This is a genomic window from Citrobacter sp. HN-141, assembly GCF_033341895.1.
GTDB lineage: Bacteria > Pseudomonadota > Gammaproteobacteria > Enterobacterales > Enterobacteriaceae > Citrobacter.
In genome coordinates this window covers 193,054-218,437 of record NZ_JAWPBF010000002.1, presented here as the reverse complement: position 1 = coordinate 218,437, position 25,384 = coordinate 193,054, and the positions used below count along the sequence as shown (strand labels likewise).

Annotated in this window: 20 protein-coding genes; 7 read left to right on the top strand and 13 right to left on the bottom strand. The window is 53.1% G+C overall.

The window, feature by feature from the left end; all coding sequences use genetic code 11:
- Positions 1-129: 129 nt before the first annotated feature.
- Both RYZ59_RS03930 and RYZ59_RS03925 read left to right on the top strand, forming a co-directional pair.
- Positions 130-669 (top strand): DUF3251 domain-containing protein, encoded by a 540-nt coding sequence (locus tag RYZ59_RS03930; protein WP_137384643.1) that lies wholly within the window; start codon positions 130-132, stop codon positions 667-669.
- Between the two features lie 298 nt (positions 670-967).
- Positions 968-1,849, top strand: a complete 882-nt coding sequence (locus RYZ59_RS03925; protein WP_318044880.1) for a nucleoside-specific channel-forming protein Tsx — start codon at positions 968-970, stop codon at positions 1,847-1,849.
- 111 nt (positions 1,850-1,960) lie between these two features.
- Here the strand turns inward: RYZ59_RS03925 and secF are convergent, their stop codons facing one another.
- From secF to queA, 5 genes are all read right to left on the bottom strand, one after another.
- Positions 1,961-2,932 (bottom strand): protein translocase subunit SecF, encoded by a 972-nt coding sequence (gene secF / locus RYZ59_RS03920; RefSeq protein ID WP_202039313.1) that lies wholly within the window; start codon positions 2,930-2,932, stop codon positions 1,961-1,963.
- A gap of 10 nt (positions 2,933-2,942) precedes the next feature.
- Positions 2,943-4,790, bottom strand: coding sequence for a protein translocase subunit SecD (gene secD, locus RYZ59_RS03915; RefSeq protein ID WP_137384646.1), 1,848 nt, complete (start codon positions 4,788-4,790; stop codon positions 2,943-2,945).
- A 27-nt stretch (positions 4,791-4,817) separates the two neighbouring features.
- Positions 4,818-5,150, bottom strand: coding sequence for a preprotein translocase subunit YajC (gene yajC, locus RYZ59_RS03910; RefSeq protein ID WP_061155582.1), 333 nt, complete (start codon positions 5,148-5,150; stop codon positions 4,818-4,820).
- Positions 5,151-5,172: 22 nt separating this feature from the next.
- Entirely contained in the window at positions 5,173-6,300 is a 1,128-nt protein-coding gene (gene tgt, locus RYZ59_RS03905) for a tRNA guanosine(34) transglycosylase Tgt (protein ID WP_045440480.1), read from the bottom strand.
- Between the two features lie 208 nt (positions 6,301-6,508).
- Entirely contained in the window at positions 6,509-7,573 is a 1,065-nt protein-coding gene (gene queA, locus RYZ59_RS03900; protein ID WP_202039315.1) for a tRNA preQ1(34) S-adenosylmethionine ribosyltransferase-isomerase QueA, read from the bottom strand.
- A 90-nt stretch (positions 7,574-7,663) separates the two neighbouring features.
- Between queA and acpH the strand changes: the two genes are divergently transcribed.
- Entirely contained in the window at positions 7,664-8,245 is a 582-nt protein-coding gene (gene acpH / locus RYZ59_RS03895; RefSeq protein ID WP_318044888.1) for an ACP phosphodiesterase, read from the top strand.
- Between the two features lie 168 nt (positions 8,246-8,413).
- Positions 8,414-9,016 (top strand): peroxiredoxin, encoded by a 603-nt coding sequence (locus RYZ59_RS03890; RefSeq protein ID WP_048212444.1) that lies wholly within the window; start codon positions 8,414-8,416, stop codon positions 9,014-9,016.
- 60 nt (positions 9,017-9,076) lie between these two features.
- On the opposite strand, the gene RYZ59_RS03885 is transcribed toward RYZ59_RS03890, so the two are convergent.
- The 3 genes from RYZ59_RS03885 to RYZ59_RS03875 all read right to left on the bottom strand — a co-directional run bounded on the left by RYZ59_RS03885 (position 9,077) and on the right by RYZ59_RS03875 (position 12,326).
- Entirely contained in the window at positions 9,077-10,945 is a 1,869-nt protein-coding gene (locus tag RYZ59_RS03885; RefSeq protein WP_202039317.1) for an amidohydrolase, read from the bottom strand.
- 21 nt (positions 10,946-10,966) lie between these two features.
- Complete coding sequence (locus RYZ59_RS03880; RefSeq protein WP_005125120.1) at positions 10,967-11,512, bottom strand: antibiotic biosynthesis monooxygenase; 546 nt, start codon at positions 11,510-11,512, stop codon at positions 10,967-10,969.
- 172 nt (positions 11,513-11,684) lie between these two features.
- The gene (locus tag RYZ59_RS03875) at positions 11,685-12,326 is read right to left on the bottom strand and encodes a hydrolase (RefSeq protein WP_047416914.1); all 642 of its coding nucleotides are present in this window, start codon (positions 12,324-12,326) and stop codon (positions 11,685-11,687) included.
- Between the two features lie 273 nt (positions 12,327-12,599).
- Between RYZ59_RS03875 and RYZ59_RS03870 the strand changes: the two genes are divergently transcribed.
- On the top strand, positions 12,600-13,502 hold the full coding sequence (locus RYZ59_RS03870) for a LysR family transcriptional regulator (protein WP_318044894.1): 903 nt from the start codon (positions 12,600-12,602) through the stop codon (positions 13,500-13,502).
- On the opposite strand, the gene malZ is transcribed toward RYZ59_RS03870, so the two are convergent.
- The 5 genes from malZ to phoB form a co-directional block, all read right to left on the bottom strand.
- A complete protein-coding gene (gene malZ / locus RYZ59_RS03865) occupies positions 13,496-15,313 on the bottom strand; it encodes a maltodextrin glucosidase (protein ID WP_318044895.1) in 1,818 nt (605 codons plus the stop codon). The genes RYZ59_RS03870 and malZ overlap by 7 nt on opposite strands.
- Positions 15,314-15,453: 140 nt before the next feature.
- Entirely contained in the window at positions 15,454-16,827 is a 1,374-nt protein-coding gene (gene proY, locus RYZ59_RS03860; RefSeq protein ID WP_318044897.1) for a proline-specific permease ProY, read from the bottom strand.
- Positions 16,828-16,908: 81 nt separating this feature from the next.
- Complete coding sequence (brnQ, locus tag RYZ59_RS03855) at positions 16,909-18,228, bottom strand: branched-chain amino acid transporter carrier protein BrnQ (protein WP_318044899.1); 1,320 nt, start codon at positions 18,226-18,228, stop codon at positions 16,909-16,911.
- 407 nt (positions 18,229-18,635) lie between these two features.
- Positions 18,636-19,931, bottom strand: a complete 1,296-nt coding sequence (gene phoR / locus RYZ59_RS03850; protein ID WP_137384654.1) for a phosphate regulon sensor histidine kinase PhoR — start codon at positions 19,929-19,931, stop codon at positions 18,636-18,638.
- Between the two features lie 50 nt (positions 19,932-19,981).
- Positions 19,982-20,671, bottom strand: a complete 690-nt coding sequence (gene phoB / locus RYZ59_RS03845) for a phosphate response regulator transcription factor PhoB (protein WP_003021496.1) — start codon at positions 20,669-20,671, stop codon at positions 19,982-19,984.
- Between the two features lie 190 nt (positions 20,672-20,861).
- Between phoB and sbcD the strand changes: the two genes are divergently transcribed.
- Both sbcD and sbcC read left to right on the top strand, forming a co-directional pair.
- Positions 20,862-22,064 carry an exonuclease subunit SbcD gene (gene sbcD / locus RYZ59_RS03840; protein WP_318044901.1) on the top strand — a complete coding sequence of 401 codons (1,203 nt, stop codon included), beginning with the start codon at positions 20,862-20,864 and terminating at the stop codon, positions 22,062-22,064.
- A complete protein-coding gene (gene sbcC, locus RYZ59_RS03835; RefSeq protein WP_318044903.1) occupies positions 22,061-25,204 on the top strand; it encodes an exonuclease subunit SbcC in 3,144 nt (1,047 codons plus the stop codon). The genes sbcD and sbcC overlap by 4 nt, the downstream gene beginning before the upstream one ends.
- Positions 25,205-25,384: the final 180 nt, after the last annotated feature.

Sequence of the window (25,384 nt, the reverse complement as noted above, 5' to 3'; positions counted from 1 at the left end):
GCAGAAATCTATTTTACCCTGAACTGGCGTGACAACAAAGGCGGAGCGCTTTTGAGACAAAGGATCGATGCCTTCGTGCTCTGCGCACACTACCATTATGCTATCGCGACAATGAAGGAAGTAATCACAATGACAAGACGTTACCTAAGAATTCTCCTGGTGGGAAGCCTCTTTAGCCTCAGCGCCTGTGCGCAGCAAAGCGAAGTACGCCAGATGCATCAAAGCGTTAGCACGTTGAATAAAGAGATGACGCAGCTCAATCAGGAAACGGTAAAAATTACGCAACAAAATATGTTGAATGCCAAATCGACCAGCGGAGCCTACCTGCTACCCGGTTCCAAAACGCCTGCCCGGCTGGATAGTCAGATCGGCACGTTGCGTATGTCGCTGGTGAATATTGCGCCAAATGCGGCAGGAACGCGCCTGACGCTGCGTATTCAGGGGGAATCGAACACCCCGCTCCCTGCCTTTAGCGGTACTGTAGAGTACGGACAGATTCAGGGCACCACAGACAACTATCAGGAAGTGAATGTACAGAATCAGTTGATAAACGCCCCGGCAAGTATCCTTGCCCCCAGCGACGTGGATATTCCGTTGCAGCTAAACGGACTGTCTCCTGACCAGTTAGGTTTTGTTCGCATCCACGACATCCAGCCTGTTAGTCAATAAACTTTTTGCGGAACGTTTTTGTGCGTTCCGCAACATCAATCCGCCTTATTATGTTACTCCCCTGACATAACCGATATTTCTGTTAAAACTTGGCAACATTCATGGGAGCCAGTACAATTCGCCGCCTAAAGTACGCAAACGTGAACGCAATCGATTACGTAAATGATAGAACTGTGAAACAAGACATATTTTTGTGAACAATGATTTTTATAATAGGCTCCGAAGAAATACGAAATATTTAGAAACGCAATTTGCGCCTTTTTCACTCCCGAAAGGGATTTCAAACAGTGGCATACATATGAAAAAAACATTACTTGCAGCCGGTGCAGTGCTGGCGCTCTCCTCGTCATTGACTGTTGCAAACGCGGCAGAAAATGACAAACCGCAATATCTTTCCGACTGGTGGCATCAGAGCGTTAACGTTGTGGGTAGCTACCACACTCGCTTCGGACCGCAGCTCCGTAACGATACCTACCTGGAATACGAAGCGTTTGCCAAGAAAGATTGGTTCGACTTCTATGGTTACATGGATGCACCGGTATTCTTCGGTGGTAACACCGATGCGAAAGGTATCTGGAACCACGGCTCTCCGCTGTTCATGGAAATCGAACCCCGTTTCTCCATCGACAAACTGACCGGTACCGACCTGAGCTTCGGTCCGTTCAAAGAGTGGTATTTCGCGAACAACTACATCTACGACATGGGTCGTAACAAAGATGGCCGCCAGAGTACCTGGTACATGGGTCTGGGTACCGACATCGACACCGGCTTGCCGATGAGCCTGTCCATGAACGTGTACGCTAAGTACCAGTGGCAGAACTACGGTGCTGAGAACGAAAATGATTGGGACGGCTACCGTTTCAAAGTGAAGTACTTTGTACCGATTACCGAACTGTGGGGCGGTAACCTGAGCTACATCGGTTTTACCAACTTTGACTGGGGTTCCGATCTGGGTGATAAGAGCGCCTACGCTGAGAATGGCATTAAACAGCGAACTAACAACTCTATCGCCTCCAGCCACATTCTGGCGCTAAACTATGACCACTGGCATTATTCTGTCGTTGCCCGTTACTGGCACAACGGTGGTCAGTGGAACGATAACGCGGATCTGAACTGGATGAATGAAAACGTTCGTTCTACCGGTTGGGGTGGTTACCTGGTTGTAGGTTACAACTTCTAATCCAGTAAATTTATCAAAGACAAGCCAGCTTAACCGCTGGCTTTTTTTGTTCCACAGGCAAAAAAAATCCCGACCTTACGATCGGGATTTCAGTTCTTTTGCCTGCGTTGGTTAAGGCAGAATTGACGGTTGATCCGCCCCTTCTTTCTCGACCTTCTGCTGCAGCATGTGCTCGCGCTTCATACCCAGCTTCAACGCCAGAGCCGAAGCCACATAGATAGACGATGCTGTACCTATGGACACACCGATAAGCATGGTCAGCGAGAAGCCTTCCAGTACCGGGCCACCGAACAGGAACAGCATCAGGATAACCATCAACGTGGTACCGGATGTAATCAACGTACGGTGCAGCGTCTGGGTCAATGACACGTTAAAGATTTCGTAAGGCGTACCGCGACGAATCTTGCGGAAGTTTTCACGAATACGGTCAGATACCACGATACTGTCGTTCAACGAGTAACCGATTACCGACATCAGTGAGGCAACGATAGTCAGGTCAATCTCGATATGGAACAACGACAGTATCCCGAGCGTAATGATAACGTCGTGCGCCAATGCGATAACCACACCTGCCGCCAGTCGCCACTCGAAGCGGAAACCAACATATACCAGGATGGAGATCAGTGCCGCCATCAGCGCCATCGCACCGGTTTGTGCAAGATCGGCCCCCACGCTCGGACCCACGAATTCAATTCGCTTCACCGCCGCGTTTTGGTTGGTGGACTCGTTAATCACGCTCAACACTTTGCTGCCCAACACCTGGCCGCCGTCTGCGCCTTCAGTTGGCGGCATACGTACCATAATGTCGTGGCTGCTGCCGAAGTTCTGCAGCAGCGGATCAACGAAGCCCGCTTTCTCCAGCGCATCGCGCATCACGTCCATGTCCGCTGGTTTTTCCAGCGTAATTTCAATCACCGTACCACCGGTGAAATCGAGACCCCAGTTAAACCCGCGTACGCCCATCACAATGATGGCCGCAATCAGCAGGAAACCAGAAATGCCGAAAGCCCAGTAGTCCCAGCGCATAAAGTCCCAGACTTTACGGCCGTGGTTCAATTGTTCAACAGTATATTCCTGTGCCACTTCGCACTCCTCAGATTGACAGCTTTTTGACGCGCTTGCCGCCATACAGCAGGTTTACGATGGCACGTGTACCGACAATCGCGGTAAACATCGACGTCGCCACACCAATACCGGTAGTAATCGCGAACCCTTTAATTGCCCCGGTGCCCACTGCGTACAGGATGATGACCTTGATCAGCGTCGTAATGTTCGCATCAAAGATGGAGCTAAATGCGCCCGCATAACCTTCATTGATGGCCTGCTGCACCGAACGCCCGTTACTCAACTCTTCTTTGATACGTTCGTTGATCAGTACGTTCGCATCGACCGCGACGGCAAGGGTTAAGACGATCCCCGCAATACCCGGCATACTTAGCGTAGCACCCGGCAGCAACGACATAATACCGACAATCAGCACCAGGTTAGCAATCAGCGCACTGGTCGCAATCAGACCGAACTTCTTATAGAAGAAGATCATGAACAGGATAGACACCACCAGACCGGCCAGACACGCTTCCAGACCCTGTTTAATGTTCTGCATACCCAGGGTTGGGCCGATGGTACGTTCTTCAACAATCTGAATTGGCGCAATCAACGCACCGGCACGTAACAGCAGGGAAAGCTGACGCGCTTCATTCGGGTTGTTGATACCGGTAATACGGAAGCTGTTGCCCAGGCGAGACTGGATGTTGGCAATGTTAATCACCTCTTCCTGTTTCACCAGTACGGCACGACCGTTGGCATCTTTCTTACCGCTGTCTTTGTACTCCACGAACAGGGTCGCCATCGGTTTACCGATGTTGTCCTTGGTGAAGTTAGACATGATGTTACCACCTGCGCTATCCAGCGAGATGTTAACCTGCGGCTGATTGTATTCGTCCTGGCTGGAAGTGGAATCGGTGATATGGTCACCGGTCAGGATCACGCGCTTGTACAGCACTACTGGCTGACCTTCACGGGATTGTTTCACTTCCGAATCACCCGGTACACGCCCGGATGCCGCAGCAGACTGGTCAACGTTGGTGTTTACCAGACGGAATTCCAGCGTCGCGGTTGCGCCCAGAATTTCTTTCGCACGCGCGGTATCCTGAATACCCGGCAGTTCGACCACAATGCGGTCAGCACCCTGACGTTGTACCACCGGTTCAGCAACACCCAGTTGGTTAACACGATTACGCAGAATGTTGATGTTCTGCTGTACCGCGTATTCACGGGCTTCGCTCAGGCGCGCATCGGTCATTACCGCACGCAGTGCATTGCTGCCCTGGCTGGAAATCACCAGATCCTGGTGACGCTTGCTCAGGTAAGAGATAGCTTCATCACGGGCATTTCCATCACGGAAGGTGATGCTCAGACCGTAGTTATCTTCTTTGCGAACGGTAGTATAAGGAATGCCTTTTTCACGCAGATCGCTGCGCAGGCTATCGATATTTTGTTCCTGCAATTTACCCAGTGCGGTGTCCATATCCACTTCCATCAGGAAGTGAACGCCGCCACGCAGATCAAGACCGAGTTTCATCGGTTCTGCGTGAATGGCTGCCAGCCAACGGGGTGTTGCCGGAGCAAGGTTAAGCGCCACGACGTATTGATCACCCAGCACGCCCATCAACACTTCACGTGCGCGCAGTTGGGTATCGGTGGAGTCAAAGCGCGCAAGAATAGCGCCCTCTTCCAGAGCCACAGACTTAGGTGTGATTTTATCTTCTTGTAACGTTTTCTGGACCTGGATCAGCGTTTGCTCACTGGCGGCGGCACCGCGCACGCCAGTGATTTGAACAGCCGGATCCTCACCATACAGGTTGGGAAGTGCGTAAAGCAGGCCGACGATAATAACGACGACCAGCATAATGTACTTCCACAAAGGATAACGGTTTAACACGGCAGTTCCCTTTGGGAAAACAATAAATTACAGCGCCTTCATCGTGCCTTTCGGCAGAACGGCAGCTACGAAATCACGTTTGATAACCACTTCAGTGGTGTCGTTCAGCGCGATAGCGATGTAGCCAGTTTCTGCTACTTTGGTCACGCGACCTACCAGGCCACCGTTAGTCAGCACTTCATCACCCTTGGCAATGGAGCTCATCAGGTTTTTATGTTCTTTGGTACGCTTTTGCTGTGGGCGCAGGATCATGAAGTAGAAAATCAGACCAAACACCACCAGCATCAGAATCAGAGACATCGGGCTGCCCTGCGCCGGAGCACCTGTTGCCGCTACCGCATCAGAAATAAAAAAGCTCATTCAAATTCCCTCATTATTAAAATTAATCAACGTTCAAAGGTGGAACAGGTCGACCCTGACGTTGGTAAAAATCGGTCACGAAGCTCTCTAATTTACCCTCTTCAATAGCCTTGCGTAAACCCGCCATCAAACGCTGGTAGTAGCGAAGGTTATGAATCGTGTTGAGTCGCGCGCCCAATATTTCGTTGCAACGGTCGAGATGATGCAAGTAAGCACGCGAATAATTGCGACAGGTGTAGCAATCACACTCGGCATCGAGCGGACTGGTGTCGCTTTTATGTTTCGCATTACGAATTTTTACCACGCCGTCAGTCACAAACAAATGACCATTACGGGCATTTCGCGTTGGCATCACGCAGTCAAACATATCGATACCACGACGCACGCCTTCAACCAGATCTTCTGGTTTGCCAACGCCCATCAGATAGCGAGGTTTATCTGCCGGAATTTGCGGGCAAACATGTTCCAGAATGCGGTGCATATCCGCTTTCGGCTCACCGACAGCCAAACCGCCGACAGCGTAGCCATCAAAGCCAATATCTACCAGACCTTTGACAGAGATATCACGTAAATCTTCGTAAACACTGCCCTGAATGATGCCAAAAAGCGCATTTTTGTTGCCAAGGCCATCAAAACGGTCACGGCTGCGCTTCGCCCAACGCAAAGACATCTCCATTGAGCGTTTAGCATAGTCCCAGTCAGCCGGATACGGCGTACATTCATCGAAAATCATCACGATATCGGAACCGAGATCGTATTGAATCTCCATCGACTTCTCGGGATCGAGGAAAATCGGATCGCCGTTGATCGGATTACGGAAATGCACACCCTGTTCGGTGATCTTACGAATATCGCCCAGGCTGAACACCTGGAAACCACCGGAATCAGTGAGGATCGGTCCTTTCCACTGCATGAAATCGTGCAGGTCGCCGTGCAGCTTCATGATTTCCTGGCCCGGGCGCAGCCACAGGTGGAAGGTGTTGCCGAGGATGATCTGTGCGCCAGTCGCTTCAACTTCTTCCGGCGTCATACCCTTAACAGTGCCGTAAGTACCGACCGGCATAAAAGCAGGCGTTTCCACTACGCCACGATCAAAAACCAGGCGGCCGCGGCGAGCGCGACCATCGGTGGTGTCCAGTTCAAATTTCATTTTTTCTCCTGCATCAGAGAGACAGTCTGATGATTAAACTTTCCCCATGGATTCACTCCACGGAGTATAAATATTTTAACCCACTGGCGAAGGCGCAATCGGCGCAGCCAGTTTGGGGGCGACCAGCGCACAGCCACCGGAGCGTACACGCAGTACGTGAGGATGGCGAGCACTGCCCGCCATCAAAATGGCAAGTGAGATAGCCTTCTCACGGTCGCTCAGAAATAGCCTGCGGATTGTACGTGATAAACATCGCATCACCGTAACTAAAAAAGCGATATTCCGCTTTTACCGCTTCATGATAGGCGTGCATGGTGTTTTTATAACCTGCAAAGGCGGAAACCAGCATGATCAGCGTCGATTCCGGCAGATGGAAGTTGGTCACCAACGCGTCTATCACTTTGTATTGATAACCTGGATAGATGAAGATCTGCGTATCGCCGAAGAACGGTTCAATAAGGTCGTTTTTGGCTGCCTGCGCTGCGCTTTCCAGTGAACGCACGGAGGTAGTGCCCACGGCAATCACGCGGTTACCGCGTGCTTTCGCCGCCAGCACAGCATCAACCACATCCTGCGGTACTTCCGCGTATTCCGAGTGCATGATGTGATCTTCGATAGTGTCTACACGCACCGGCTGGAATGTCCCTGCCCCCACGTGTAGCGTGACGAACGCCATCTCAATGCCCTTATCGCGCAGTTTAGCCAGCAGCGGATCGTCAAAGTGCAGGCCCGCGGTCGGCGCGGCGACCGCGCCCGGTTTTTCGCTATACACGGTCTGGTACAGCTCGCGGTCGGCGTCTTCATCCGGACGGTCGATATACGGCGGCAGCGGCATATGGCCGATGGCGTTGAGGATATCCAGCACGCTGCGTTCGTCGTTAAACTCAACTTCAAACAGCGCGTCATGGCGGGCGACCATCGTCGCATTAATACTTTCGTCGTCGCCCAGCAGCAGCTCGGCGCCCGGCTTCGGCGCTTTCGAGGCACGAATATGCGCCAGAATACGTTTGTCATCCAGCATACGCTCGACCAGCACTTCAATCTTGCCGCCGCTGGCTTTACGACCAAACAGACGAGCCGGGATCACGCGGGTGTTGTTAAAGACCAGCAGATCTCCAGGGTTGAGCTTATCGAGCAAATCGGTGAAAGTACCGTGCGTCAGCGCGCCCGTCGGCCCATCCAGTGACAGCAAGCGGCAACTGCTGCGCTCAGCTTGCGGATAGTGGGCAATCAGGGATTCGGGTAATTCAAAGGTGAAATCGGTAACGCGCATGACACTGACTCAGACTAAAATAAGAGGCGGGTAGTCTAGTGCCGGGGCGTTCTCCCTGCAACCTTTACCCCTCTGGATAAACGTTTAACTATGAATTTTCTTGCACACCTGCACTTAGCACATTTAGCGGATAGCTCGCTTTCCGGCAATCTGCTGGCCGATTTTGTCCGCGGTAATCCGGAAACGCTCTACTCGCCTGACGTAGTGGAAGGCATTTTCATGCACCGCCGAATCGACGTGATGACCGATAACTTACCGCAGGTGCGTGAAGCCAGAGAGTGGTTTCGTAGCGAAACGCGTCGCGTCGCACCGATTACGCTGGACGTCATGTGGGATCACTTCCTGTCTCGACACTGGTCAGAAATCTCTCCCGATTTCCCGCTGAAGGATTTTGTTCGCTACGCGCACACCCAGGTTGCCACTATTCTGCCAGAATCACCGCCGCGCTTTATTAATCTGAACAATTATATGTGGTCAGAGAAATGGCTTGAGCGCTACCGCGACATGAATTTTATCCAGAACGTACTCAACGGGATGGCCAGTCGCCGTCCACGTCTCGATGCCCTGCGCGATTCATGGTACGACCTGGACACCCATTACGATGCCTTAGAAGAACGCTTCTGGCAGTTTTACCCGCAGATGATGGACCAGGCACGTCGTAAAACGCTTTGATTGCAGCATGCGTTGTAGGCCGGATAAGGCGAAGCCATTATCCGGCAAACATTGATAGTCAAAACCTGTCTCATTGATTGCCAGCGCCTCTTTGTCTTATTGCCAAACACTCTCTATACTGGCCCGCGTTGCGTTCCAAAAAACCCTTAACTTTGCAGGAGAATTTATATGGTACTGGTAACTCGTCAGGCTCCGGATTTCACAGCAGCTGCGGTACTGGGTAGCGGTGAGATTGTTGATAACTTCAACTTCAAACAGCATACCAACGGTAAAACCACCGTTCTGTTCTTCTGGCCAATGGACTTCACCTTCGTTTGCCCGTCTGAACTGATCGCATTCGACAAGCGTTACGAAGAATTCCAGAAACGTGGCGTTGAAGTGGTTGGCGTTTCTTTTGACTCTGAATTTGTCCACAACGCATGGCGTAACACCCCTGTCGACAAAGGCGGCATCGGTGCAGTGAAATACGCAATGGTTGCTGACATCAAACGCGAAATCCAGAAAGCCTACGGCATCGAGCACCCGGAAGCGGGCGTTGCTCTGCGTGGTTCTTTCCTGATCGACGCTAACGGCGTTGTTCGCCATCAGGTTGTTAACGACCTGCCGCTGGGCCGTAACATCGACGAAATGCTGCGCATGGTTGACGCGCTGCAGTTCCACGAAGAGCACGGCGACGTTTGCCCGGCACAGTGGGAAAAAGGTAAAGAAGGTATGAACGCGTCTCCGGACGGCGTAGCAAAATACCTGACCGAAAACGTTTCCAGCCTGTAATTGGCATGAATCGAAAAAAGGCCGCAAAAGCGGCCTTTTTTATTGGCGCTGACCCGTCCGTTAAAACGCGAAGCAGGAGCAGCCGAGCGCCCCCCAGAAGGCCCGGTCATCTGATACCGGTATCCCTGATTTACGCGCAATATCATGCTGATGACCATGTACGCCACAGCTTCCGCAGCACTGATGCATCTGCACCATTGCTCCAACCTTCGCTGCAACCGGCGGCGCTGAGCGATAATGTCCTGGTACTTTCACCACGGGCGACCAGTCAGGGACAACCGGAATCGCTGGGGGGGCCAGCGGGGAGAAATGTCCGGCCGCATAAACCACTTTGCCATCGACAATGGTCATCACTGACTCAATGCCTTTGATCTCTTCTTCCGGCACGCTGAAATAGTCTTTTGACAGCACCACCAGATCAGCCAGTTGATCCTTTTCAATACGCCCTTTCTTACCCTGCTCGCTGGAGAACCAGGCGCTGCCTGCTGTCCACAGTTCCAGGGCAACATCACGCGCCAGGCGATTGTTATCATCGTACATCGCCATACCGCCAACGGTGCGTCCTGATACCAGCCAGTACAACGCTGTCCACGGGTTGTAACTTGCCACACGCGTAGCATCAGTACCCAGGCCAACCGGTACATCAGCCGCCAGCATTTTTGCCACCGGCGGCGTATGTTTCACCGCCTCTTTGCCATAGCGATCGACAAAATACTCTCCCTGGAACGCCATACGGTGCTGGACCGCAATCCCGCCACCCAGTGCTTTTACCCGTTCGATGTTGCGTTCGGTAATCGTTTCGGCATGATCGAAGAACCAGTGCAGGCCATTGAACGGGATGTCACGGTTCACCTTCTCAAACACGTCGAGCATACGGCTGATGGACTCATCATAAGTGGCATGCAGACGGAACGGCCAACGATGTTCCACCAGATGACGTACGACACGCTCCAGTTCCTCTTCCATCCCTTCCGGTAAATCTGGACGTGGCTGCAGGAAATCTTCGAAGTCAGCCGCCGAGAAGACCAACATTTCCCCTGCCCCGTTAGCACGATAGAAGTCGGTTCCCTGCCCGGGTTTGAGCATATCGGTCCAGCGCTCAAAATCTTCCACTTCCTGCTTCGGACGCTGGGTAAACAGGTTGTAAGCAATACGCACCGTCATCTGCTGGTTTGCGTGCAGTTGCTCGATGATCTCGTAATCTTCCGGGTAGTTCTGGAAGCCGCCGCCGGCATCAATGGCGCTAGTCAGCCCGAGGCGGTTCAGCTCACGCATAAACTGGCGGGTCGAGTTAACCTGCATCTCTAACGGCAGTTTTGGCCCTTTCGCCAGCGTCGAATAGAGGATCATGGCATTCGGTTTGGCTATCAACATTCCGGTTGGATTACCGTTGCCGTCACGCACAATCTCTCCCCCCGCCGGGTCCGGTGTGGCTTTGGTGTAGCCAACGGCTTTCAGCGCCGCGCGATTCAGCAACGCCCGGTCGTAGAGGTGCAAAACAAATACCGGTGTATCCGGTGCAGCGTCGTTCAGTTCTTCCAACGTCGGCATACGACGTTCGGCAAACTGAAACTCGCTCCAGCCGCCGACCACCCGCACCCATTGCGGAGACGGCGTGCGGTCGGCCTGTTCTTTGAGCATACGCAGCGCATCGGCCAGTGACGGTACGCCTTCCCAGCGCAGTTCCAGGTTGTAATTCAACCCGCCGCGAATCAGATGCAGGTGTGAATCATTTAACCCCGGGATCACGGTGTGTCCCTGCAGATCGACAACCTGCGTACCGTCGGTCGCAAAACTCATTACCCGATCGTGACTACCCGTCGCGAGGATCTTCCCGTTGGCGATCGCCACCGCCTCTACCTGCGGGCTTTGCTTTTCGAGAGTATGAATTTTTCCGTGAGTCAGAATCAGTGTGGCAGTTTGAGACATAACAATCTCCTGAGAAACCGGTCAGGCTTTTTTCAGCCATCCGGCAAACAGACGGGTTACGATGGGCATCCACAACCAGACCACCAGCGCAACCACACAGGCATCATTAATCAGATGCAGGAGTAACGAGCCTTTCATTGAAGGCAGCAGAATACCGGTCAGCCACGGCACCAGGTTGGTACTGGGGAAAATCACCAGCAGCGTTATCAAAAACTGCTTCCAGCGTTTGGGCTGGCGTACATGGGGGGCTGGCGGAGTAAACCAGAAGGCCGCTTCGGTGCGCACTTCTGTTTTATCGCCTTCGGCCAGCAGCGGCGCAATTTCCTCGACCAGCTCCCGGCGTGTATCGGATTGAGTCCAGTTATACAGATGCTCAAGGGTGTCGAAGCGGATAATGATGTTCCACAGGTTTTGTCCATCTGTGGGTCGAATGACATTCGCCCCAAGATGCCCGGGAAACTCGGCGGCCAGCGGCATGATTTTCCCCAGCCACTGCTCATAACGCTGCGCCTGGTCAGGCCGCAGGGTGTGAGTAATTACCAACGTCACATGTTTGTTCTGCGCCATGAAAGGTTCCTTGCTAAAGGGAAATTGACCTGCTTAAGCCATGAAAGCAATACACAATCATTCGTGAAACATCGAGGTGGCAAGATTGTGTAGCCCCGGTCACTGACATAAGTCAGTGACCGGGGTACGCAAACGAAGCCAACAAAGAGGCACCATGAAAAATGGCGTGTACTCAGGCTTTACGTTCCGGCGCGCCATGCACCATGGTATACGCGTAATCCACACCCATACCGTAAGCACCGCTGTGTTCACGCACCAAATCCATGACGGCGTCGTAGGTTTCTTTACGTGACCAGTCACGCTGATACTCCAACAACACCTGCTGCCAGGTGACCGGAACGGCCCCTGCCTGCACCATGCGATCAATCGAACGTTCATGAGCATCCACAGACGTACCACCGGAGGTATCCGTCACGACATACACTTCATAGCCCGCTTCCAGCGCCATTAACGCCGGGAAAGTCAGGCAGACTTCGGTCCACAACGCGGAAATAATCAGTTTTTTACGCCCGGTCGCTGCCACAGCCTTCACAAAGGCGGCATCTTCCCAGGAGTTCATAGACGTACGTTCTATCGGTTTCACATCAGGATGAACGGCTAACAATTCCGGCCAGATATATCCGCTAAAACTTTTCGTTTCCACTGAAGTATAAATTACTGGAACATTGAATATTTTCCCGGCTTTGGCTAATGCGACGGTATTATTTTTCAATGTCTGGCGATCAATATTCGCCACACCAAATGACATTTGCGGTTGATGGTCAATAAAAATTAGCGTGGAGTTTTGAGGGTCAATCAGTTCCCGGATAGACATATCACACCTTCTTAATCAATAAGTTAAAAGGCAACGGTCTGTATCTGCCGTCAGCAGCAGGATCCTGAATCAGAAAGCTTGTTGAGTATAGCGGGAAATTTCTAACGAGTTATTAAAGAAAACTTACCATCTCGTGAAATTAATTATTTCACGTTGCGATATATCCTGGTCATCATCAAAAAAATACACATGACTCATCTAATTTATTCACTGGCATTGTTTTTCGCCGTTCGGTACAACAGAGGGGTTTAATTATCAGGATATTTTCTGCTTATGCGCCTCAATCTGGATGTTCTGCTGATCCTCGATGCACTCGACAAGCACGGCTCTTTTGCCGCGGCGGCCGAATCGCTATTTAAAACACCTGCCGCACTCAGCTATATGATTCAGAAGCTGGAAAGCGATCTGAACATCGAATTGCTTGACCGTTCCGGGCACCGGGCAAAATTCACCGACACCGGACGGATGATGCTGGAAAAAGGGCGTCTACTGCTGAGTGCGGCAAAAGATCTCGAAAAGCAGGCAATACAGCTAAGTTCCGGCTGGGAAAAGGATCTGGCAATCGCGCTCGATGACTCCTTTCCCTTTGCCTCATTGCTACCCATTATTGATGAATTTCATGCACTTAATAAACAAACTCGTCTCAACTTCACCCACCATACGCTGGCGGGTTCATGGGAAGAACTGACCCATAACGGGGCGGATATTATCCTCGGCGCAATTAATGAACCGCCCACATCCGCAGCCTGGTCCTACAAAATGCTCGGCACGCTGGACAATGTCTTTGTCGTCGCCCCAGGGCACCCGCTGGCGAGCGCGCCTGATGACCTGACGAATGAGCAATTGTGCCTGCACCGGGCGATTGTTATCAGCGACAGCGCTCGCTTTTGCCACCCGTTACAGACCAACCTGATGGATGAACAGGCGCAGATTCGCGTCGATGATTTCCACAGTAAGGTGATGCTGCTGCGGGCGGGAATGGGCTGCGGATTTCTCCCCCGCCACATTGCCAGCCCATGGATTGCCAGCGGTGAACTGGTGGAAAAGACGGTTATCTCATTTCGTCAAAAAGACGTCGCCTATATGGCATGGCGCAATAGTAGCGAAGGACTGGCGCAGCGCTGGTGGCGAGACGCGCTGCTGGCCAGTGAGGAAATTGCGCGCTTGTATCAATGACTCATCCAGACTGAAGCCGATATTGCGGGCAGCGTCAGGATATCATCGACGAGTTGGCCCTTGCCCTCCTGGTGTTGCCATTGACTGACATTGAGCAACGGTGAGGCTGGCAGCACGACTTCACAAGCGTGACCGCGATTGATCGCCACCAACACGCGCTGGCGGTTTAGTACGCGTACAAATACCACCACGTTATCCTCGGCGTAAATCACCTGACAACCACCATGGCGTAACGCCTGGCTCTGGTGGCGTAATTTTGCCAGTCGCTGGTACAACGCCAGCAGGTTAGCATCCTGATGTTCAGGCTGCCACGGGAACGTCTTGCGGCAAAACGGATCGTTATTCCCGTCCAGCCCCACTTCGTCACCGTAGTAAATACAGGGCACGCCAGGCCAGGTAAACAGCCACACCACCGCCAGCGGTAACCGTGCAACGTCTTTACCCAGCAGAGATTTAAAGCGGGCGGTATCGTGGCTGTCGAGCTGATTAAACATCCGCAGCTGCTGCTGATGCGACAGGCCCGCACGGTAGTTATCCATCCACGCCATACAGGTCTGAGCGTCAATGGATTGCGGGTCGTATGAGATATCGGTATTGGCGAGGAATCCCCAGAGGGGAAAGGTAAATCCGCGATAGTTCATGGCGGCATCTTCTGCATCAGCCTGCAACCACTGGCGCGCATCGCCAAAATGTTCACCCACCACATACGCCTCTGGCTGGGTTTCTTTCGCCGCCAGCGTAATTCCGGCGACATGCTGCAAGTTATTACGTGCGCCACCCGCTTCGCCCAGCATATGCACGACATCCAGTCGCCAGCCGTCCATACTCCACGGTGCTTTTAGCCAGTGGCGAACAATACTGTCTTCGCCACGATAAATTTCATTCACCAGGCTGTCAGAGGAAAAGTCCAGTTTGGGTAGGCTTGAGTACCCCAACCAGTCCAGCGCAACCCCATCATCAGAGAAATGGTACCAGTCGCGCCAGGGGGAATCCGGATTGTGGCATGCTCCGTTGGTCCCGCGATTATGCCGGTCAAACCAGAAATGCGAATCGCCGCTATGGTTAAAAACACCATCCAGAATCAGGCGCATCCCCTGCCGTTGCGTGTTCTGCCGCAAGCGCAACAACGCCCGATCGCCGCCAAAGTGCGGATCAACATGGCGATAATCTTCAGTATCGTATTTATGTACGCTCGGCGCGGTAAATACCGGATTCAGGTACAGCGCCGTGACCCCTAACGTCTTCAGATACGGCAGCTTTTCGCTGATGCCGTCCAAATCTCCGCCATAAAACGTCGAACCACCGGCCTGAGCCGTAAGCGGTTCGTCCCACTCGCGCCGCACGATGTCGTGTCCAGCGGCGTGATGGTAATAGACGTTATCCTGAGCCGCTTCACGCGACTGGCTGCGGGCAAAGCGATCCGGGAAAATCTGATAAAAAATCTGATCGGCCACCCACTGTGGACCATTATCCGGTACATCGACGGCAAACTGCTCCAGACGCGCAGGCGGAAAGCGGTTGAATCCCTGCGGGGTGAACCACAACTGGCGATCGAGCCACAGTAATTTAAAGCTATAGCGTCGGCGGGGCTGTCCGCTGGTAAGATCGATCGCCGCACGCCACGCGGTGACACCTGGGTGCGGTTGGCTACGCTGCTTGTGCATAGCTAGCGAAATCTCTTCGTTATCGTTTTCTGCACGTAGCGTCACCCGCTGAGGAGGATTTTCCCCTGCCAGCCATAACGTAATCGTCAGTTGATCTTTGTTTTGCTTCACAAATGGGGCAACCGGAAGGTGCCAGGCGTTCAACATCACGTATCCCCTTTGATGATAATGACGACACCTTGCCATAGCGAAGTGCAGGATCACTCATCATCTTAACGTTTATTGGGGGAGGAGCACGGGGGAGGAGATGTTGCCGGGCGTCGACACTGTCTTACCCGGCAAACAAATTACTGTACTTCAGCCAGTTGGCGCTCGCGGCGGCGTTTGAATACCCAGCCAGCCAGCAGCAGGAGAATCCACGCAAAGCCGACGTACAGCGAAATGCGGGTATCCGGATGATAGCCGATAAGCGCAATAATAAAGACCAGGAATATCAGGCCAACAATGGTCGTCGTTACCCCACCCGGTACTTTAAATTTCAGCGCTTTGACCTCTTCTGGCGGCAGACGACGACGGAAAGCAATCTGCGACAGCAGGATCATAATCCACACCCAAACCGTGGCGAACGTTGCCAAAGAGGCGATCACCAGGAAGACGTTTTCCGGCATGATGTAGTTAAGATACACCGCAAACAGCAGCGCGATGGTCATCACCATCACCGTGACCCACGGCACGCCACGACGCGAGGTTTTGGCGAACATTTTCGGGGCACTGCCCTGCTCCGCCATGCCGTGCAGCATACGGCCTACACCGAAGACATCAGAGTTAATGGCTGACAGCGACGCAGTCAGAACCACAAAGTTGAGAATGCCCGCCGCAAAGGTAATGCCCATGTGCTGGAATGTCATAACGAACGGGCTGCCGTCGGTACCCACCTGGTTCCACGGGTAGATAGACATGATGACGAACAGCGTCCCCACATAGAACACCAGAATGCGCATGGGGACAGAATTGATGGCACGCGGAATAGATTTTTCCGGGTCTTTTGCTTCACCCGCGGTAATCCCGATAATCTCAATCCCGCCGTAGGCGAACATCACCATTTGTAGCGACATCACCATGCCGAGCCAGCCGTTACTGAAGAAGCCGCCGTTGCTCCACAGGTTATGGATACCGGTAGGCTGTCCGCCGTTGCCAATCCCCCAAATGATAATGCCGAAACCAGCAACAATCATAATGATGATGGTGGCGACTTTGAAGAACGAGAACCAGAACTCCAGCTCACCAAATACCTTCACGCTCATCAGGTTGATGGCGCAGATAATCAGCACGACGCTGAGTACCCAAATCCAGTGCGGTACGGCCGGGAACCAGACGCCCATGTAAATACCGAAGGCTGTCACGTCGGCAATGGCGACAATCAGGATTTCAAAACAGTAGGTCCAGCCGGTAATGTAACCAGCCAACGGTCCGAGGTTTTCCTGCGCATAGCGCGAGAAAGAGCTGGCTGCGGGGTTATGGACTGACATTTCGCCCAGCGCACGCATAATAATGTACGCCGCGACGCCACCGATAATATAGGCCAGCAACACGCTCGGCCCCGCCATTTTGATGGCGTCGGCTGAACCGTAGAACAGCCCGGTACCAATTGCTGAACCTAATGCCATAAAGCGAATGTGCCGGGTGCTCAGCCCACGCTTTAGCTTGTTATTACTTTCCATCGATTCCTAACCTGTTAACACAATAAAAAAACCACGGGGCCATATTAATAGCCCCGTGGTTAAAACTTATTGTCAGTGATATTAGTGTGCGCTGGAGGTCACTTGTCGACCCGCTGCGCGATCCCAGATAACGGCCAGGACCACCATCACGACTGTTGGCATCAACCACGCCAGCCCCTGCTCCGCCAGCGGTAAACGCTGGGTCCAGGCTGGTAAGACATCGCCAACTGCAGAAGCTTTAATGCCATCAAGGATACCAAAAATCAGGCTGATAAACATCGCAGGTGCAATGACGCGGGAAGAATTATGCCACCATGAGCGGGTAAAGCTTAATACAACCAGTGCGATACATGGCGGATAGATAGCCGTCAGCACCGGAATAGAGATCTGAATCAGATGGCTCAGGCCCAGGTTAGAGACCACCATCGAGAAGCCGCCAAGGATAAACACCAGCGTACGATAAGACAGCGGAACATACTGTGCGAAGAACTCAGCGCACGCACAGGTCAGGCCAACCGCAGTTACCAGGCAAGCGATGAAAATCAACGCCGCCAGCAGGAAGCTGCCTGCACCACCGAAGGTGTGCTGAACATACGCATGCAGAATTGCCGCACCGTTAGCAGATTGATCGACCAGCGTCGCACTGTCTGAACCCAGGCGGAACAACGCGAGGTACAGCAGCGTTAAACCCACGCCCGCCATCAGACCTGCCCAGACGGTGTAGCGGGTCAACAGACGCGCTTCGGTAACGCCACGCGAACGGGCGGCGTTAACAATAACAATACCAAATACCATCGCGCCCAGCGTATCCATCGTCAGATAGCCGTTCACAAAGCCATTCGAGAATGCTGCGTTTTGATAGGCTTCCATCGCATTGCTGATCGGACCCGCAGGCCAGACAATCGCCGCCACGGAAAGCACAACCAGTGCCAGAATTTTCAACGGCGCCAGGAAGTTGCCCACGGTATCCAGCAGTTTGCCGGGATACAGTGACACCAGAATCACAATCGCGAAGTACACCACGCTGTAGATGAACAGCGGCAGCGCGGAATCACCGGTCAGCGGTGCAATCCCAACTTCGAACGAAACCGTTGCGGTACGCGGCGTGGCGAATAACGGCCCCACGGCCAGATAGCAGACGGTAGCCAGCAACAGACCGGCAACTTTACCGATAGGCGTGCTCAGGCTGTCTACGCCGCCGCCCACTTTCGCCAGTGCGACCACGGTAAGTACCGGAAGGCCTACGGCGGTAATCAGGAAGCCAAAGGCTGCAGTCCAGACGTGTTCGCCTGCCTGCAAACCAACCATTGGGGGGAAAATAATGTTACCTGCACCAACGAACAGTGCAAATGTCATAAATCCCAGAGCGATAATATCGCGCGATTTTAACTGATGGGTCATAAAGTCTTACTGCCTGTGGATGTGGTGTTGAAAACGTTTAATTTTCTGCCTTTCCCTGCGGGATGATACAGCGGCATTTTTAAGCAATTCCAGCGGGAAATTCTCCCTGCCTGGCGCGGCGAAGAATAGTTTTTCGATTTACCGCGTAAATGCAGTCGGTATGACAGCATTTGATGCGCAATTTAAACGCTTATAACGTTTTAAAGCAAGGTGGGATCTAAAAACCAGAACAATATAGCGATATGAAAAATTGAGCCAGCACAAAACACCATTCCCTGGAAAAAGACATGGGTAATAATGCGAACAAAAAACAATCAAACGTCGTAAAATTCAGTATCTCTTTATTGACTGCAACAAAAAAAGCCAGCTTGAGCTGGCTTTTGGAAAGATAAGCTTACGAATACCTTTTAACCGTTATTTTTGGCAATTAAACGTTCCGCGAGCACAAAACTAAATCGTGTCCCTTTGCCTGGGGTGCTGTCGATATTCAAACGGCTGTCGTGATGATGCAGGGCATGCTTCACAATCGCCAGTCCTAATCCGCTCCCCCCCGTTTGTCGGGATCGTGCTTTATCTACACGATAAAAACGCTCAGTCAGACGTGGAATATGCTCCGCAGCGATACCCGGACCGTTATCTTCCACGCTAAACTCTGCTCCCGACGCCACATGCTGCCAGCGTACGGTAATATGCGTTCCCGCAGGCGTGTGATTCACTGCGTTATACACGAGGTTTGAGATTGCGCTACGCAGTTGTTCTTCGTTGCCCCGCACGTTCAGTTGGCTATCAACATCAAAAGTAAACGTGTGTTTATGCTGGCTCAGCGTCTGTGCTTCGTGTTCAACCACGCGCAGCATCATCGGCACATCCACCTTTTCATTGAGCATCATCGCCGGTGCGGCTTCAATTTTCGACAGTGTAAGCAACTGCTTCACCAGCCCTTCCATACGGTAGGTTTGCTCACGCATGGTATGCAGCGCTTTTTCTCGCGTCGTCCCTTCCAGCGGATGCTCCTGCATCATCTCCAGATAACCTTGCAACACCGTCAGCGGCGTGCGCAGCTCATGGCTGGCGTTAGCGAAAAAGTTACGTCGGGAACCTTCCAACTGGTGCATCTGCGTAACATCACGCGCCACCATCAGCAATTGCTTATCGGTGTAGGGCATTACGCGAATTTCCAGATGTCGTCCGGTGTTGAGTACCAGATTAATTGGCCGACTAAAGTCGCGTGTTTTCAGATACAGCGTAAATTCCGGATAGCGCAGCAGGTTAAGAATGTTTTGCCCGCTATCATCCGGCCAGCGTAACCCTAAAACCTGCTGTGCCAGTCCGTTACACCAGAAAATCCCGCCTTCTTCGGTGGTCAGTACCACTGCGTCGGGCAGTGATTCGGCGCCGCTGCGAAAGCGTTTAATGAGGTTACCCAATTCGCGACGGCGCTTTTTATTACGCAACTGCATTTGATGCAGGCCGTAGAGCAGTGGCTCCCAACTGCCACGCCCCGGTGGAGGCGTCATACTCCTGTCGACCCACAGCCACCAGGACAAACGCAATAAGTTCCAGAAATGCCAGATAAGCAGGCCCGTTACCGACGCCAGTAAAAACCAGGGTAGATAACCAAAAAAAGCGCTAAGGATAAAAGCCGGTATGCAGCAGAGGATCAGCTCCAGTACCAGCCTTTTCCATGACAATCGTTCAAGCAAACGTCTTACTCCATTTACAGCCTAATCCCTCAGGCCCTTATTACCTGCAGTCAGAAGCGGGTCGAAAAGCGATATCCCGTCCCGCGTACCGTCTGCACCATACGATCGTGTCCGCTATGCTCCAGCGCTTTACGCAACCGGCGAATATGCACATCGACCGTCCGGTCCTCTACATATACGTTGGTTCCCCACACATGATTGAGTAATTGCTCGCGGCTGTAGACACGCTCAGGATGGGTCATAAAGAAATGGAGCAACTTGAATTCGGTAGGTCCCATATCCAGCGGGTCCTCTCCGGTCATCACACGGTGCGAGGTAGGATCAAGACTCAGCCCTTGCATCTCGATAACTTCTTCCACCGCCATAGGGGAAATACGTCGTAAAACGGCTTTAATACGCGCCACCAGCTCCTTCGGAGAGAACGGCTTAGTAATATAGTCATCCGCGCCGGTTTCCAGCCCCCGCACACGGTCTTCTTCTTCACCGCGCGCCGTCAGCATCATCACGGGGATATCCCGCGTCATCGCTTCCCGCTTGAGGTGTTTAATAAACTGTAGACCCGAGCCGCCGGGAAGCATCCAGTCAAGCAGGACGAGATCCGGCCAGGGTTCATTAAGTTGGTTCACAGCACTGTCATAGTCTTCGGCTTCTACGGGTTGAAAACCGTTTTGCTCGAGCACGAAGCAGACCATTTCACGAATTGGAGCTTCATCTTCTACGACCAGAATACGTCTCGCCATGATTTGCCCTGTTTATAATTAAATCGTTTGCCATCAATACCGTGGCATTATGCGTCACTTTTATGACAGATTTATGAAAAGATAGTCTAGGTTTAACCCAGCCAGGCGAATTATGACAGCCCGGAAACAAGATATTACCGCCCTTGCAAGGTTATAATCTCCGCCATCGTTTTTTTGTCATGGAACTCTTATGCGCATCCTCCACACGTCTGACTGGCATCTGGGCCAAAATTTCTACAGCAAGAGCCGCGCCGCTGAACACCAGGCCTTTCTCGACTGGCTGCTGGAAACGGCACAATCCCATCAGGTGGATGCCATTATTGTGGCAGGTGATATTTTCGATACCGGTTCACCGCCCAGCTACGCCCGCGAGCTGTATAACCGGTTTGTTGTTAATCTACAGCAAACGGGCTGCCATCTGGTGGTGCTGGCAGGAAACCATGACTCCGTCGCCACACTCAATGAATCCCGCGATATTCTGGCATTCCTCAACACCACCGTCGTGGCCAGCGCGGGCCACGCGCCGCAAGTGCTCCCTCAACGCGACGGCACGCCGGGCGCAATCCTCTGTCCGGTTCCTTTTTTACGTCCACGTGACATCATTACCAGCCAGGCGGGGCTAACCGGTCACGAAAAACAGCAGCATTTATTAGGTGCAATCACCGACTATTACCAACAGCAATATCAGGACGCCTGCGCGCTGCGTGGCGAGCAGAATCTGCCGATTATTGCGACAGGGCATCTGACCACCGTCGGCGCCAGTAAAAGTGACGCCGTACGTGATATTTATATTGGGACGCTGGATGCGTTTCCGGCACAAAATTTCCCACCAGCGGATTACATCGCGCTGGGACATATTCACCGGGCACAGGTCATCGGCGGTACAGAACATATTCGCTATTGCGGCTCCCCGATTGCACTCAGTTTTGACGAGTGCGGCAAAAGCAAATGCGTCCACCTGGTGAGCTTTGAAAACGGTAAGCTGAGCGCCGTTGAAAACCTCATCGTGCCAGTAACCCAACAGCTTGCCGTGTTGAAAGGCGATTTAGCGACGATTAGCGCACAGCTGGAGCAATGGCGTGGCACGCAACATGAACCGCCGGTGTGGTTAGATATAGAAATCGCGACCGATGACTATCTGCACGATATGCAGCGCAAAATCCAGGCCCTGACCGAAGACTTACCGGTAGAAGTCTTATTGGTGCGGCGTAGTCGTGAACAACGCGAGCGCATCATGGCCAATGAACGACGCGAAACATTGAGTGAATTGAGCGTGACGGAGGTGTTTGACCGCCGTCTGGCACTGGAAGAACTCGACGATCCGCAGCGTGAGCGTCTGAATCACCTGTTTAGCACGACCTTACACACGCTCGCCGGGGAGACCGAAGCATGAAAATTCTCAGCCTGCGTCTGAAAAACCTCAACTCCCTGAAAGGGGAATGGAAAGTTGATTTCACGGCTGAGCCTTTTGCCAGCAACGGGCTGTTTGCCATCACCGGTCCAACCGGTGCCGGGAAGACCACCCTGCTGGACGCAATTTGCCTCGCGCTGTACCACGAAACACCACGACTCAATACCGTCTCGCAGTCGCAAAATGACCTGATGACCCGCGACACGGCGGAATGTCTGGCCGAAGTTGAATTCGAAGTCAGAGGCGAAGCCTATCGCGCATTCTGGAGTCAGAACCGCGCGCGCAACCAGCCAGAAGGTAACCTGCAGGTTCCGCGTGTCGAACTGGCTCGCTGCGCGGATGGCAAAATTCTCGCCGATAAAGTTAAAGACAAGCTGGAAATGACCGCCGAACTTACCGGTCTGGACTACGGACGCTTTACCCGTTCTATGTTGCTGTCTCAGGGGCAATTCGCTGCTTTTCTCAATGCCAAACCGAAAGAACGCGCCGAGCTCCTGGAAGAACTGACGGGGACCGAGATTTATGGACAAATCTCCGCCATGGTGTTCGAAAAACATAAAGCGGCGCGCACAGCGTTGGAAAAGCTACAGGCGCAGGCCAGCGGTGTAGCCCTGCTCGCCGCAGAGCAGGTGCAGTCCCTGACAGAAAGTTTGCAGGTACTTACTGACGAAGAAAAACAGTATCTTACCCGTCAGCAAATCCAGCAACAGCATCTCAATTGGCTCATCCGACAAAATGAGCTACAGGCAGAAGTAAGCCGCCACCAGCAAGCCTTACAGACCGCAAAAGAGGCGCAAGAAAAAGCACAACCGCAGCTGGCGACACTCAGCCTGGCACTTCCCGCCAGAACGTTGCGCCCGTACTGGGAGCGAATTCAGGAACAATCCGCCACGCTCGGCCGAACACGACAGAATATTCAGGAAGTGAATGCTCGCTTACAAAGCAGCTTAGCGCTGCGTGGGCGCATCCGTCAGCAGGCACAAAAACAGTCGGCGACCCTGCTCACCGAGCAGCAGACGCTAACCGACTGGCTGAACGAACATGACCGTTTCCGCTTATGGAGCAGCGAGCTGGCGGGATGGAAAGCGCTATTGGCACAGCAATCTGACGCTAACGAGCAGCTACGTCAGTGGCAAAAACTCCGCGACAGCGATGTGCGCAAGCTGGATGCACTGCCGCTTCCCTCGCTGACCCTTAGCGCGCAAGAGGTCACGGTAGCGCTGGCGCAGCACGCACAGTTGCGGCCATTACGCCAACAACTGAGCAATCTGCATGGACAAATTACGCCGAAACAAAAACAGCTGGTACAGCTACGCACCACAATTCAGCAGCGCCAGCAGGAGCAAGCGCAACGCAACGCGGCCCTGGCCGAAAAACGTCAGCGTTATAAAGATAAAAATCAGCATCTGACTGATGTAAAAACGCTCTGCGAGCAGGAAGCACGGATTAAAGATCTGGAAAGCCAGCGTGCTTTACTGCAATCCGGTCAGCCTTGTCCGCTTTGCGGCTCCACGACGCATCCGGCGATTGAGCACTATCAGACGCTCGAGCTCAGCGTCAATCAGGCGCGACGGGAAGCATTAGAAAAAGAGGTCAAAACGCTGGCCGATGAGGGGTCAACGCTACGCGGACAGCTCGACGCGATAACCCAACAGCTACAGCACGATGAACGTGAGGTACAGACGCTTTCTCAGGAGGAGCAAGCACTTACTCAAGAGTGGCTGGCGCTGACTACCCGTCTGAACATAACGTTACAACCGCAGGATGATATCGCCCCCTGGCTTGCAGCCCAGGAGGAACACGAACAACAGCTTCACCAGTTGAGCCTGCGTCATGCCCTGCAGGCACAAATTACTGCGCATTCCGAACAGATAACCCAGCTTCAGCAGCATATTGAACAGCGCCAGACTACGCTGCTCGCTGAATTAGCCCGCTACGGTCTGTCGCTTCCTGCCGATGACGACATCACCGCCTGGCTTAACGCACGTGCGGGCGAAGCGCAGATGTGGCAGCGTCGCCAGAATGAGCTGACCGAGCTCCAGGCGAAAATGGCACAGCTTGCGCCATTGCTGGAAACCTTGCCCGAAACCGGCGCGAAGGAAGAAACGACAGAAAGCCTGGCGCTGGAAAACTGGCGGCAGGTGCACGATGACTGCCTCTCATTACAGGGCCAGTGGCAGTCACTGCAACAACAGGAAGCCCAGGAGGCTCAACGCGCAGCAGAGATTCAGGCACAGTTTGATAGCGCATTGCAGGCCAGTGTTTTTGACGATCGCGACGCCTTCCTTGCCGCCCTGCTGGATGAAGAGGCATTTAACCATCTTGAGCAACTTAAGCAGTCGCTGGAAGGCCAGCTCCAACAGGCGCAAACGCTGCTTAACCAGGCTCAGCTGGCGCTGGCAACGCATCAGCAGCAACCGCCTGCCGGCGCGGATCTCACACTCACCATGGACTATCTTCGCGATGCACTGGCACAGCTCGCGCAACAACTACGGGATAACACCACGCGCCAGGGCGAAATTCGCCAGCAGCTCAGGCAGGATGCCGAAAACCGCCAGCAGCAGCAGACCCTGATGCAAGAGATTGAAAAGGCCTCACTGCAGGTCGAAGACTGGGGCTACCTGAATGCGCTGATCGGCTCAAAAGAAGGTGATAAATTCCGCAAATTTGCCCAGGGACTGACGCTGGATAACCTGGTCTGGTTGGCCAACAATCAGCTGACCCGCCTGCACGGTCGCTATCTGTTGCAACGCAAGGCCAGTGAGGCGCTGGAACTCGAAGTGGTGGATACCTGGCAGGCCGATGCCGTGCGTGATACCCGCACGCTCTCCGGCGGCGAAAGCTTCCTCGTAAGCCTGGCGCTAGCGCTGGCGCTGTCCGACCTGGTCAGTCACAAAACACGCATTGACTCTCTGTTCCTCGATGAAGGTTTCGGCACGCTGGACAGCGAAACGCTGGATACCGCGCTCGACGCGCTGGATGCCCTGAACGCCACCGGCAAGACCATTGGCGTGATAAGCCACGTCGAAGCGATGAAAGAACGTATTCCGGTGCAGATCAAGGTTAAAAAAATCAACGGATTAGGTTACAGCAAACTCGATAAGATGTTTGCGGTGGAGTAATCAACCAACGGATGTGGATTCACGAGCCGGATGTGCGTAAGCACCATCCGGCATAATACATAGCACGATCGTGAATACACAAAGACGGATATGAAATGGCAATCTCTTTTTCTTATCCGCAAGCTATCCCTTTGTTGGCGGCGAGCATTCGACGCTGTGGCGCACATCCTGCGTCTTTAT

Coding starts and splice junctions, on each gene's coding strand:
- RYZ59_RS03930 (WP_137384643.1), top strand. CDS start 130: ATGACAAGACGTTACCTAAGAATTCTCCTGGTGGGAAGCCTCTTTAGC.
- RYZ59_RS03925 (WP_318044880.1), top strand. CDS start 968: ATGAAAAAAACATTACTTGCAGCCGGTGCAGTGCTGGCGCTCTCCTCG.
- yajC (WP_061155582.1), bottom strand. CDS start 5,150: ATGAGCTTTTTTATTTCTGATGCGGTAGCGGCAACAGGTGCTCCGGCG.
- tgt (WP_045440480.1), bottom strand. CDS start 6,300: ATGAAATTTGAACTGGACACCACCGATGGTCGCGCTCGCCGCGGCCGC.
- queA (WP_202039315.1), bottom strand. CDS start 7,573: ATGCGCGTTACCGATTTCACCTTTGAATTACCCGAATCCCTGATTGCC.
- acpH (WP_318044888.1), top strand. CDS start 7,664: ATGAATTTTCTTGCACACCTGCACTTAGCACATTTAGCGGATAGCTCG.
- RYZ59_RS03890 (WP_048212444.1), top strand. CDS start 8,414: ATGGTACTGGTAACTCGTCAGGCTCCGGATTTCACAGCAGCTGCGGTA.
- RYZ59_RS03885 (WP_202039317.1), bottom strand. CDS start 10,945: ATGTCTCAAACTGCCACACTGATTCTGACTCACGGAAAAATTCATACT.
- RYZ59_RS03880 (WP_005125120.1), bottom strand. CDS start 11,512: ATGGCGCAGAACAAACATGTGACGTTGGTAATTACTCACACCCTGCGG.
- RYZ59_RS03875 (WP_047416914.1), bottom strand. CDS start 12,326: ATGTCTATCCGGGAACTGATTGACCCTCAAAACTCCACGCTAATTTTT.
- RYZ59_RS03870 (WP_318044894.1), top strand. CDS start 12,600: ATGCGCCTCAATCTGGATGTTCTGCTGATCCTCGATGCACTCGACAAG.
- malZ (WP_318044895.1), bottom strand. CDS start 15,313: ATGTTGAACGCCTGGCACCTTCCGGTTGCCCCATTTGTGAAGCAAAAC.
- proY (WP_318044897.1), bottom strand. CDS start 16,827: ATGGAAAGTAATAACAAGCTAAAGCGTGGGCTGAGCACCCGGCACATT.
- brnQ (WP_318044899.1), bottom strand. CDS start 18,228: ATGACCCATCAGTTAAAATCGCGCGATATTATCGCTCTGGGATTTATG.
- phoB (WP_003021496.1), bottom strand. CDS start 20,671: ATGGCGAGACGTATTCTGGTCGTAGAAGATGAAGCTCCAATTCGTGAA.
- sbcD (WP_318044901.1), top strand. CDS start 20,862: ATGCGCATCCTCCACACGTCTGACTGGCATCTGGGCCAAAATTTCTAC.
- sbcC (WP_318044903.1), top strand. CDS start 22,061: ATGAAAATTCTCAGCCTGCGTCTGAAAAACCTCAACTCCCTGAAAGGG.